This is a genomic window from Mesorhizobium shangrilense, assembly GCF_028826155.1.
GTDB classification, from domain to species: domain Bacteria; phylum Pseudomonadota; class Alphaproteobacteria; order Rhizobiales; family Rhizobiaceae; genus Arvimicrobium; species Arvimicrobium flavum.
Window position 1 is genome coordinate 2,184,687 of the sequence record NZ_JAQGPN010000001.1, and the last position, 12,171, is coordinate 2,196,857.

9 protein-coding genes are annotated in these 12,171 nt (G+C 64.1%); 8 read left to right on the forward strand and 1 reads right to left on the reverse strand.

The window, feature by feature from the left end:
* The first annotated feature begins 10 nt into the window (after window positions 1–10).
* Window positions 11–1,093, forward strand: a complete 1,083-nt coding sequence (locus PD284_RS10660; RefSeq protein ID WP_274628176.1) for an ABC transporter ATP-binding protein — start codon at window positions 11–13, stop codon at window positions 1,091–1,093.
* Window positions 1,094–1,099: 6 nt separating this feature from the next.
* Here PD284_RS10660 and PD284_RS10665 read toward each other — a convergent pair whose 3' ends face one another.
* Window positions 1,100–3,652, reverse strand: a complete 2,553-nt coding sequence (locus PD284_RS10665) for a N,N-dimethylformamidase beta subunit family domain-containing protein (protein WP_274628177.1) — start codon at window positions 3,650–3,652, stop codon at window positions 1,100–1,102.
* 238 nt (window positions 3,653–3,890) lie between these two features.
* Between PD284_RS10665 and PD284_RS10670 the strand changes: the two genes are divergently transcribed.
* The 7 genes from PD284_RS10670 (at window position 3,891) to PD284_RS10700 (ending at window position 12,148) form a co-directional block, all read left to right on the forward strand.
* Window positions 3,891–5,207, forward strand: coding sequence for an ABC transporter substrate-binding protein (locus PD284_RS10670; RefSeq protein WP_274628178.1), 1,317 nt, complete (start codon window positions 3,891–3,893; stop codon window positions 5,205–5,207).
* Between the two features lie 51 nt (window positions 5,208–5,258).
* Window positions 5,259–6,266, forward strand: a complete 1,008-nt coding sequence (locus tag PD284_RS10675; RefSeq protein WP_274628179.1) for a carbohydrate ABC transporter permease — start codon at window positions 5,259–5,261, stop codon at window positions 6,264–6,266.
* Window positions 6,267–6,269: 3 nt separating this feature from the next.
* Window positions 6,270–7,160, forward strand: coding sequence for a carbohydrate ABC transporter permease (locus PD284_RS10680; RefSeq protein WP_274628180.1), 891 nt, complete (start codon window positions 6,270–6,272; stop codon window positions 7,158–7,160).
* Between the two features lie 76 nt (window positions 7,161–7,236).
* Complete coding sequence (locus PD284_RS10685; protein WP_274628181.1) at window positions 7,237–8,730, forward strand: aldehyde dehydrogenase family protein; 1,494 nt, start codon at window positions 7,237–7,239, stop codon at window positions 8,728–8,730.
* A complete protein-coding gene (locus PD284_RS10690) occupies window positions 8,727–9,869 on the forward strand; it encodes an NADH:flavin oxidoreductase/NADH oxidase (RefSeq protein WP_274628182.1) in 1,143 nt (380 codons plus the stop codon). Before PD284_RS10685 ends, PD284_RS10690 begins: the two co-directional genes overlap by 4 nt.
* A gap of 57 nt (window positions 9,870–9,926) precedes the next feature.
* A complete protein-coding gene (locus PD284_RS10695) occupies window positions 9,927–10,325 on the forward strand; it encodes a RidA family protein (protein ID WP_274628183.1) in 399 nt (132 codons plus the stop codon).
* Window positions 10,326–10,606: 281 nt separating this feature from the next.
* On the forward strand, window positions 10,607–12,148 hold the full coding sequence (locus PD284_RS10700; protein WP_274628184.1) for an ABC transporter substrate-binding protein: 1,542 nt from the start codon (window positions 10,607–10,609) through the stop codon (window positions 12,146–12,148).
* Window positions 12,149–12,171 lie beyond the last annotated feature (23 nt).

The following is a 12,171-nucleotide window of genomic DNA, read 5'->3' on the forward strand; positions in this document are numbered from 1 at the left end:
GGAGGGTGACATGGCGACTGTCGAACTCGAAGGCGTGCGCAAGAACTTCGGCAATCTCGAAGTGGTCCACGGCGTGGACCTCTCGATCGGCGAAGGAGAGTTCACGGTGCTCGTCGGTCCGTCCGGTTGCGGAAAGTCGACATTACTGAGGATGATCGCGGGCCTGGAGGAAATCACGTCCGGCGCGGTGATGATCGACGGCGAGGTCGTCAACCACCTGCCGCCGAAAGACCGCGACATCGCGATGGTGTTCCAGAACTACGCTCTCTATCCGCACAAGACAGTGGCGGCGAACATGGAGTTCGGCCTGAAGCTGCGCAAGGTGCCGGACGCCGAGATCAGGCAGCGCGTCGCCGCTGCGGCCGACATCCTCGGGCTCGGCGAATTGCTGCACCGCTACCCGCGGCAGCTTTCCGGCGGCCAGCGTCAGCGCGTCGCAATGGGCCGCGCCATCGTGCGCGATCCGCGGGTATTCCTGTTCGACGAGCCGCTCTCCAATCTCGACGCCAAGCTGCGTGTGCAGATGCGGACCGAAATCAAGGCGCTTCAGAAGCGGCTTGCCACGACCTCCGTCTACGTCACCCACGATCAGGTGGAGGCGATGACGATGGCGGATCGCATCGTCGTCATGCGCAACGGCCACATCGAGCAGTCAGGCGCGCCACTCGACCTCTACGAAAAGCCCGCCAACATGTTCGTGGCCGGCTTCATAGGCTCGCCGGCGATGAACTTCATGCCTGGCTCGGTCGTGCGCAACGGGGTGGGCCGGGTGCTCCAGGCCGATGGCGGCCTTGTGATCCCGCTCCGCGACGACTGCGCCTGCGACGAGGGGCGCTCGGTCGTCTGCGGCATCAGGCCCGAGCACCTGGCGATCTGCGGCGAGAGCGAGCCGGACGCGTTCGCGGCCCAATTGCGCTACATCGAGCCGACGGGTTCACAGACTTTCGTCTTCGCCGATATCCCCGGGGGGCAGCAGGTTTGCCTCATCGCATCGCAGCCGCGCGCTCTGACGCCGGGTTCCGCGATCCGGCTCCGCGCGGACCGCGAGGCGATCCACCTCTTCGACCGGGAAAGCGGCGCCTCGCTGCAGTGAGCGGCGTCAGCCCGCCGGCATGTCGAAGGGTTCGGGATCGGCGAAGCGCCGAAGCACATTCCCCGTCAGTCGCGCAATGTCATTGTCGAAGCCATTGTGCGACAGGGCGCCCGCATAGGCGATCGAGCCTGTCGAGAACACTGCTCCGCCATTCGGGCATTCGAAGAACACCATGTCGGCCTTGACCGCCGGGTTGAACAAGGCCCCGGTCCCCAGGTGCGGCACCATCACCATGTCGTTCGCTGGCTGGTAGGCCGGCGAGTGGTTTTCAGAGGATGCGAGCACCAGTGCGTGCGCGGGCGAGCCCAGGCGGGGGTCGAAACTGTCGAGTTCCTCGCCTGCAGCCCCGCCCGAGGCGCCGAAGTCGCCGAGGATTTCGCCTTCGATGCCATCGAAGATGAAGGCCGCGCGCGGATCATGGCTGCCGTTCGCGCGTCGAAAATAGCTCGACCTATCAAAACCCTGGCCGGAGAAGCCGATGCCGACGAGGCGATGCGGCGAGCGGCCCTGCCGACGCCAGAGCCCGCTCATTTCGCCGGAGAAGCCCATATAGTATTCGCCAGGGTCGGCGTCCCAGGCGCGCGTGCCGTCCTCGGCGCGGCGGGTCTCGATGATGCCCTGGTTGTCCGGGTGGTAGGCGATGCGCCAGTAAAAGCCGTTGCCGCCGAGATACATCAGCCGCCCGCCGTCCGTGAGATAGCCTTCGACCGCATCGTACATCTCGGTCGAGTAGTATTCAGGGTGAGCACCGGTCAGGACGACACGGTAAGGTTCGAGCAGCGCCTTTCCCTGCACATGCAGGTCGTCATCGGTGATGACGTCGAAGTCGACGCCAAGCATCTCCAGCCACTCCACGACGAACAGGTCTTCGGCGAAATTCCAGAGCCGACCCTTGGGACGGAAATTGGTCACCGGCCTCAGCCGGGTGCCGTAGGCGACGCCTGAGCCGTCGGAGTGGACGCAGTAGGTCGAGAGCCCGAGCGGATAGTCGAGCAGTTGCAGGTCGGCGACGTCGAAATCGAGCACCCGGCCGCGGATGAGCTCCGTCGTGGGCAAGAAGAAGCGGGCGCGGTTGTTGGCGTAGACCGTGTAGGTCGCCGTCGGCGCCAGGAAGGCGACCTTCGCCTTTTTCTTCGCCGGCCGGACGAAGAAGGGGATGTAGGCCTCTGCAGCGCCGCCCCGCAAGCGGCAGGCGTAGACTCCGCTCGGCCAGTCGTCCGCGACACGAATACTGACGTCTGTCCGCCACCCCGCGTCGTCGATGTCGTCGTCATGAAAATGAATTGCGCCGTAGTGCGAGGGAGCGGTGGTGAAGTCCCGCGCCGCGCCGTCCCAGAGATGGCCTGCCATGGCGCGCGCCGGCTGATTGAGGAGGCGTCCGTCATGGCGGTTCGGGCCGACGTCGACGGCCCGGCCCGTGCCGATCTCGCGTGAAAAATCCCAGGCGGCGACGATGTCGCGACGCACAGCGAGCTCGGCGGAGAGCAGCGGAAGTGCGGAAAGGCCTTCGGCATCAAGGGCGGAACCGAGGATCGCAGGGGCCTCCACCTTGCCGTTGAAGTGGCAGCCATGGCTTTCGCCATGCGCATCGTCTTCATGCCGTGCGGCGATGAGGACCGCGCGTCCGGAGGCCGTCGGCGCGAGTGAAATCCTACCTTCCGCCACCGCGCGGCGCGCCGCGACGAAGCCTTGGCCGGGCAGAGGCTCCTGGACGAGGCGGACAGCGCCGGTCGCCGCATCGTAGCTCGCGGCGACGCGGCTCCATGTACGAAGGGGAAGCGCAACGCCGGTGGTCACCTCCTCGACCCGCTCGCCGTCGCCGAGCTTCAGTGTCAAGGCGCCCGCAGCGTCGAGGAAGAGGGTCACGCCGCTTGCCTGGCTCTCGGACCAGTCGCCCAGAAGCGTGCCCGGATTTCCGTAAAGCGTCGGCCAGACGAACACCTGGATGCTGAACGAGGCCGGCAGTTTCAGCGCATCCGGCATTTTCGCGAAGGAGCCGAGGCGGAGCGGCTGCGTTCGCCCGGCAAAAACGCCGAGGCTTTCGATCTCGCTTTCGCGAAAGCCGGCGTCGTTTACCCCTCGCGCCGGCGCGTGCAGCCGCACCACGTCGGCGCTGTACGTCTCTATACCAGGCGTCGAGACCTTGATCCCAACCGTATCGCCGGAACCGGCCGTAAGCGTGTCGGCATAGGCCAGGATCACGCGGCTTGTGTCGGGAGGCGGGACCGCTTCGGATGCAAGCGCTGCCGCCTCGCCGAGATCGGTGGCGAGGTCGTGGCCGGTCAGAACGTGCCAGCGCAGCTTGAACACGGCCCATTCGGCCTCTTCAATCGAGGAGAAGACGTGGCCCGGCACAACCTGCGGGCGCGGCGGCGCACCGGAGATTTGCGCGAGCAGCCATTTCTCGCGCGGTTTCGCGACGATCAGGCAGTGCTTTCCGTCGATTGGCAGACCGCGCATGCGCGTGAGTACGGCGGTCAGCTCGGCGCTATGCGGTCCAAGCGGCGCTGCACGGAACTCGCGGGCCAGATCGAGGCGGCTGGGATCGATCTCATACATGGAAATCTCGCTGATGGCGTGAGGGCGCCGGTTTCCTGGCCGGCGGCGCGGGCTGTCATTTCTTGCCTGATCCCGGCGCAGTGGCAATACCGCCCGCCGGAGGCTCGGGATAGCTGAAAACGCTTCATGAATAATCAAATTCTGCGATATGCGCAATAATTACCATTAAAATATGTTGAAAGCGCACAAATGCTGGCATATGGTAATCGGCATCGGCAAGAGCGTCAGGAGGGATGTCATGTCAGACGGTAGCGTTTATCGAACGACTCGCAGGGAGTTCATCCGCAGCGCCGGCCTGGCAACATTGGGCGTCGCTGCCGGCGGCCTATCGCTGCCAAGCCTGGCCCGCGCCGCGCCGAAGATCGCGCTCGTGGGCTGGACGTTCCGCCCGGACATGGTCCAGGCCTATATCGACATGTTCAACCAGAAGTACGCCGAGGACGTCGACTATTCGACGCTGCCTTGGCCGACCTTCCACCCGACGCTGGAGCAGCGCTTCTTCGCGGGCGACATCGTCGATGTCATGTATTGCACGCACAACAACCGGCAGCGCTGGTTCGAGCGGGGCATGATCCGCAATCTTGAAGATCTTGAAGGGTTTGAGGAAATCAAGTCGGCGATGCTGCCGGCGGCGCTTTCGAGCCTGACGAGCAAGGACGGCAAGCACGTGATCGCGCTGCCCTACTACTCGGCCTATTTCATCATGATGTACAACGACCCGATGCTGAAGCAGGCGGGTTTCGAGAAGCCGGGCGCAGGCTGGGACGAGATCATCGAGCAGTGCGTCAAGCTGAAGAAGGACGGCATCTCGGAATATCCGATGCTGCCGAACTGGAATCCGACGCAGACCGGCACAAATCCGCAATTCCTGAGCGACTGCTTCGCGGAGGGCGTGGCCCTGTTCGACGACGCCAACAAGCTTCAGGCGGACCAGGACGGCGTCGCCCATGTGATGGAGCGGTGGCAGAAGATGTACGAGCTTGAGCTCGTCACGCCGGAAATCTTCACCCAGGCCTCATCGACCGATACGCACCGGATGATGTTCACCGGCAAGTACGCCTTCCATTCCAATCACTGCAATTACCTTCAGGACACGGCCACCGACGAGAAGCAGTCGCAACTCGCCGGCAAGAAGGCGCGCATCACGCCTTATCCGGGCAAGACCGGTGACACCTATGCCTGGACGGACTCGTATGTCCTCAACGCCAAGACCGAGGCGCTCGACAGCGCCTGGAAGCTGATGCGCTTTCTCGGCGCCAACCTGAACAGCGACTGGCATGTCCAGAAGGAGTGGGCGATCTCGTCCGGCGTGCAGAACCCGTATCCGTCCTTCTACGAGGACCCGGCAGTGATCGCATCGACCGACACCTGGGTCGATCCGGAGATCCTCAAGCAGCAGGCGGCCAAGGGCAAGGTCATCAACGCCTTCAAGGAAGCCTGGTATCCGGAATACGACACGAAGGTCGTTCCGATCATGCACGACATGATCCGAAAGAAGGCCACGGTGCCGGACACGATCAAGGCAATGACCGACCTTTACAGCTCGCTCGCCTGATGCGGCCGCATCGCTCGATCCGTTAGCAAAACCAAGGGGAAAGAGCGGCCGATGGCCGAAATTGCGCAACGCGACAGGACGAGGGCGCCGCTGCGTGCGGGCGCGAAGGGAAGCGGCGGACTTGCCCGCCGCTTCCATCTCTACGCGAATTCGCAGGGTGGATTCGCGACGCTGCTGATCCTGCCGGCGCTGACGGTGATCTTCGCCGTCGTGTTCTTTCCGCTCATCTATTCGATCTGGCTGAGCTTCGCCGAAGTCGACCTGCTCGACACCTCGGGTCCGAGCCTCGATTTCCTCGGCGTGACATTGCCGCTCTACAAATTTGTCGGGCTGGCCAATTACCGCGAGCTCGCGGGAGATCCGCTCTACTGGGACGCGCTGTGGCGCACCGTCTATTTCGTCGCGGCCTTCGTCATCGAGGCGACGGTGATCGGGCTGGCCATGGCGCTGGTGCTCAACACCGAATTCTTCGGCCGGCCGTTGCTCAGGGCAGCGTTGCTGATCCCCTGGTCGATGTCGCGCGTCGTCGTGGGGCTGCTGTGGTTGGGCATGCTGTCATCCGATTTCGGCGCGCTGAATGCCGTGATGCACCGACTCGGACTGATCGACGGCTACATCGCCTTCTTCAAGAACGGCTTCTCGGCGCTCAACACGCTGGTCCTCGTGTATGTCTGGAACCAGGCGCCTTTCGCCACCGTGCTCTTCCTTGCCGGCCTCCAGTCGATCCCGAAGGATCTCTACGCCGCGGCCGAGGTGGATGGCGCAGGTTTCTGGCGCAAGCTCTGGCACGTCACGTTGCCGTCGCTCAGGCCGATGATGTTCCTCGTGCTGGTCCTGTCGACGGTGAACGGCTTCCTGATGCTTGACCTGATCTTCGTCATGACCTTCGGCGGACCGGGCAACGATACCACCACGGTTTCCTGGCTCGGCTACCGCACGGCCTTCAGCTTTTTCCAGTTCGGTCCCGGAACGGCGATCCTGTTCACGCTCACGCTGATGTGCGTGGTGCTGACGGTCGTCTACCAGCGGCTGATCCTGGCGAAATTCCAGGCGGAGTAGAGAATGGCCGCCGTCGTCGCCAACTACCGCCGCCCGCTCGCTCCAAGGATCGCCTCGGGGCTCGGGATCTATGCGCTCGCCGCCCTGGTCGCGATCTGGCTGATGGGGCCGTTCCTGTGGCTGTTCATCACCTCGATCAGCTACCAGCGCGACCTGATGGCCATGCCGACGCCGCTCCTGCCGGTCAATCCGACCCTGGAGAACTATCAGAAGATCCTCGGCCTGACCGAGTTCGACCATGCCGATCAGGCGCGGCTGGTCATCGCCTCGCTCTCCAATTCCTTCATCGTGGCATTCGCGGTGACCGCGATCAACATCGTCTTCGGCTCCGCCGCCGGCTATGCATATGCCCGCCACCGCTCCCGGGCGATGAGCCTGTCCCTCTACCTCGTCCTCTTCACGCGCATGTTGCCGGTCGTCGTGTTGATCCCGGCGCTGTTCCTGATGCTGAGACAGGTCGGGCTGCAGAACTCGCTGACCGGGCTGACGATCGCCTACTGCTCCTTCACCTTTCCGTTCACGATCTGGATCATGAAGAGCTATTTCGAGACGATCCCGCGCGAGCTGGAGGAGAGCGGCCTCGTCGACGGCTGCACGCGGTTCCAGGTCTTCGTGAAGCTGATCGTGCCGATCTCGGGGCCGGGCTTCGTGGCGGCAGGCGCCTTCACGTTCGTTCTGGCCTGGAACGAATTCCTGGTCGCCCAGGTGCTCAATTCCAAGCGTGGCATGACCACGCTGCCGCCGGCGATCGCGGGCATGCTCGGCCAGGCCAATATCGACTACGCGATCATCGCCGCCTCCGGCTTCATCTCAGCGCTGCCGGCGGCCCTGCTTGCTCTCATCTTCCAGCGATACATGGTGCAGGGGCTGACCGCCGGCTCGGTGAAAAGCTGAACCGTCGGCAAATCGGGCCATGGCCCCAACCATCCATCGGCGCCCCCGGGACGCTCACGATCAGGAGACCGAAACGATGAACGTCATGGCAAAAACCCTTCCTGCCTTCCTCACGACGGGTCCGAAGAGGCTCCTCATCGGGGGAAGATGGGTCGAAGCGGTCTCCGGCAAGACGTTCGAGACGGTCAACCCCTCGACCGGCGAGGTGATCGCGAGGATCGCGGAAGCCGGCCGGGAGGATATCGACCGCGCCGTCGTTGCGGCGCGCTACGCCTTTGACGAGGGTCCGTGGCGGAAGTTCAAGCCGTACGACCGGCAGGACATCATCCTCAAGCTGGCCGACCTCGTCGACCGCAATTTCGAGGAGTTCGCCCTTATCGATGCGATGGAAATGGGCGAGCCGATCACGCGGCGCAACAACGCGCGCCGGCGGGTGCTGAGCCTGCTCCGCTACTATGCCGGCATGACGACCGCGATCCACGGCGAGACGATCGAGAATTCGATGCTTGGCGGCGAGTTCTCGACTTTCACCCGCAAGGAGCCGGTCGGCGTGGTCGGTGCGATCGTACCCTGGAATGGGCCGATGGTGTCGTGGATCTGGAAGCTCGGACCGGTCCTCGCGACCGGCTGCACGGCCGTCTACAAGCCGTCCGAGGAAGCCTCGCTCTCGGCGATCCGCCTCGCGGAACTGCTCTGCGAGACCGGCATACCTGACGGCGTCGTCAATATCGTCACCGGCTCCGGCAGCGTTGCGGGCGCGGCGCTCGCCGAACATCCCGGCGTCGACAAGATCGCATTCACCGGTTCGGTCGAGACCGGCCAGAAGATTCTGATGGCATCGGCCGGCAATCTGAAGCGCGTTACGCTCGAACTGGGCGGCAAGTCGCCGGACATCGTCTTTGCCGACGCAGACATGGATCTCGCCGTGCCGGGCACGGCCATGGCCTGCTTCGGCAATACGGGCCAGGTCTGCTCGGCCGGAACGCGCCTGCTGGTCGAGGACAAGATTTACGACGAGTTCAACGAGAGGCTGGCGGCCTACGCCAAGACACTGAGGGTCGGCAGCGCGCTCGAAGCGGAGACGCAGATCGGCCCGCTCGTGTCGGAGAAGCAGCTCAACCGCGTCACCGGCTATCTCGCTCTCGGCCGCCAGGAGGGCGCGAAGGTGATTTCCGGCGGCGAACGCCTGACCGACGATGGCCGCGACAAGGGTTATTTCGTGCCGCCGACGGTGTTCCGCGACGTGAAGCCCGAGATGCGCATCGTTCGGGAGGAGATATTCGGCCCCGTCGTCGGCACCATGCCGTTCTCCTCGATCGAGGAGGCTGCGAAGCGCGGCAACGACACGCAATTCGGCCTCGGTTCGGGCGTGTGGACCCGTGACGTGAGCAAGGCTCACTACCTTGCGAACAATATTCGTGCAGGGTCGGTGTGGATCAACTGCTATCAGATGATGGATCCCGCCATGCCATTCGGAGGCTACAAGATGAGCGGATACGGACGCGAATCCGGCATTGCCCAGTTCGACGACTATCTGAACGTCAAGGCAGTGTGGATCAGGACCGCGTGACCGTGTCGAGGCTCTTCTCACCGATCACACTCGGCGGCATCACACTGCAGAACCGCGTGGTCGTGTCGCCGATGTGCCAATATCGCGCGACCGACGGATCGGCGCGCGATTGGCATATGGTCCATCTTGGCCAGTTTGCCCTGTCGAATGCCGGGATGGTGATGATCGAATCGACCGGCGTCGAGCGCGAGGGGCGGATCACGCCGGGCTGCCTGGGACTTTACTGCGATGACACTGAGCGTGCGCTGGCGCGCGTCGTCTCCACGTTCAAGTCGGTCGGGCGGATGCCGGTCGGCATCCAGCTCGGTCATGCCGGACGCAAGGGATCGAGCCATCTCCCGTGGGAGGGCGGTCACGGCCTTTTGCCGGGGGAGGGGGAATGGCGGACGGTTTCGTCATCGGCGATCGCCTATGACGATCGCCACCCCGTCCCGGCGTCGCTCGACGAAGCCGGGATGAACCGCGTCGAGACGGCTTTTGTCGATGCTGCGCGGCGCGCCCACCGCATCGGCCTCGATGTGGTCGAGCTTCACGCCGCGCACGGCTACCTGCTGCACCAGTTCGTGACGCCGCTCGTCAACAAACGCGCGGATCACTATGGCGGCAGCCGCGAAAACCGCCTGCGCTTTCCTCTGCGCGTCGCCGCGTCGCTGCGTGCCGCCTGGCCCCGCGACAGGATCCTTGGAGTGCGCATCAACGGGCCCGACGGCCTTCCGGACGGCGCGACGATTGACGACACGATCGCCTTCGCCCGCGGATTGAAGGCACTCGGCTACGACTATGTCTGCATCTCCGTCGGTTCGCTCGCCGGCGGACAGCGTTTTCTGGCGTCGCCCGGCTACCTGCTCCCCCATGCGGAGGCGGTTCGCCGTGCGACCGGAATGACGGTCATGGGGGTTGGCATGATCGTCGACCCGTTCCTCGCGGAAGAAGCTTTGGCGACCGGACAGGCCGACATGGTCGCCATCGCCCGCGGTTTCCTCGAGGATCCGCGCTGGGTCTGGCACGCCGCCGAGCGGCTTGGCGTGAAGATGCCTTTCCCTCCGGAGTATCGCGGCGCGGACCCCGCGATCTGGCAGGGCGCGCCCTATCGACCGCTTCTCGTCGATGGCCAGCGGCACAAGGCCGAGGCTTCATAGGTGAAACATGCATCCGGGCCGCCGAATGCGCGACCCGGAACCGGAACGGAGGCTATGATGACGAAGAACATCCGCCACAACCCTGCCGGCATGGCCCCGCCGACGCAGAACCTCTACTCGCACGGCGTCGAGGTGCCCGATGGCGCCCGCCGGCTCTATGTCGCCGGCCAGGTCGGAGTTCGCCCGGACGGAACCCTTCCCGATACGCTCGAAGGCCAGACCGAGCAGATGATGGAGAATTTCCGCATGATCCTCGCTTCGGCGGGAATGGAATTCTCCGACGTGGTCAAGATCACCGCCTACTGCCTGAAGGCGGAAGACATCATCACCTATGCCGGTCTGCGCAACAGGTATTTCGACGGCAATCCTCCGGCAACCACGGCGGTCGTCGTCGCAGGTCTGGCGCTCGCGGACTGGAAGATCGAGGCAGATCTCGTCGCTGCCCGGCCAGCCTGACGCGGACGCCTGTAGGAGGCCTAGTTCCCCGATGAAGCCGCACAAGGGTCCAGTAGATGTGCGTGGTGCTGAATCGTTATTATTAGTGCCGTCATATGGCTGAATACGCAAAATCAATTGACAATTTTGGGCGATTTGGCAAGATTGTTAGGTGGGGCGTTGCGGAGGGCTACGAGGCGGCGCGAAACATGGAAAGGGCAGGACCGTAAGGGAGCGGAGGGCCGTATCTGGCGGGGAGAGCCGGACGGCCAGCGTCCGTTCCGCATTCTGGGAGGAAACCAATGCGCAGACTTATTGCATATGCCGCCATGTGTGCGGCGGCCGTCGCCGGCTCGGCGACGGAGAGCCGGGCGAACAAGGCAGACGATACGCTGACCTGGGCGACCGGCACGGAAATCGACACGTTCGATATCTACTACCAGGGACTGCGCGAGGTCGTGATCGCGTCGCTCTACAATTGTGACTCGCTGATGTTCCGCGATCCGAAAACCAATGAATACAAGCCGCTTCTTGCCAAGTCATACGCCTGGTCGGACGACAAGACGCTCGACGTGGAGCTGCGCGAGGGCATCAAGTTCACTGACGGAACCGACCTCGACGCCGAGGACGTCGCCTATACGTTCAACCATGTCATCAAGCCGGATAGCGGCATCAACGTGCGCCTCACCGTCGACTGGATGGAAAGCGCCGAGGCGATCGGGCCGCACAAGGTGCGCATCCATGCCAAGGCGCCGACGCCCGCCGCGCTCGAATATCTCTCGGGCAACACGCCGGTCTATCCCTCCGGCCACTGGGATTCGGCGCCCGAGGTGCAGGCCGGCGACAAGACGCGGCGCGACTGGGGTGCGGTTCTGCCGGTCTGCGCCGGCCCGTACAAGATGACCGACTTCGAGCCGGGCCGTTCGGCGACCTGGGAGAAGAACCCGGACTATCCTGCCGACAGCCCGAAGGGGCAGCCGCAGATCGGCAAGATCGTCTATCGAACGATCAGCGACAGCGAGGCGCAGCTGGCCGAACTTCTCGCTGGCTCGGTCGACTGGATCTGGGGCGTGCCGCCGGAGAACATGGATCAGCTCTCCGCCTACGACAACATCACCGTCAGCGCGGCTTCGACCACCCGCATGGCCTTCCTCGCGCTCGACGCGGCCGGCCGCTCGGGCGACACGCCGCTCAAGGACGTGAAGGTGCGGCAGGCGATCGCCCATTCCATCGACCGCGAGGCGCTGGCAAAACTCGTCGGGAATTCGGCAAGCGTGCTCAAATCCATGTGCTACGCCGCGCAGGTGGGCTGCACCGAGGATGTCACGCAATACGAGTACAATCCCGAAAAGGCCAAGGCGCTGCTGGCCGAGGCGGGCTTCAAGGACGGGCTGAAACTGCCCTTCTACGCCTATCGCGACAAGCGCTACTCGGAGGCGGTTCTCGCCTATTTCCGAGCCGTCGGCATCGAACCGGACTTCCAGTTCATCCAGAACGTCGCGCTACGCCCGCTGGTCATCGAGGGCAAGATGCCGCTCGCGCATCTGACCTGGGGATCGCAGGGCATGATGGACGCCTCTGCTTCGGTCAGCCTCTACTTCAGGTTCGGCGTCGACGACTACGCGCGCGACGAGGAAGTGAAGAAGATACTCGAGGCGGCGGACACCTCCATGGACCCGCAGAAGCGCAACGAACTCTACGCCGAGGCGCTGAAGCGGATCGCCGACCAGGCCTACTATATCCCGCTCTACACCTACGGCCGCGGCTACGCCTTCTCGAAGGAACTCGGCTACGAGGTGACGCCCGACGAGATCGCCCACTTCTATCTCGCGAAGTGGAAATGACGGGCTGACCCTTCATCCCGCTC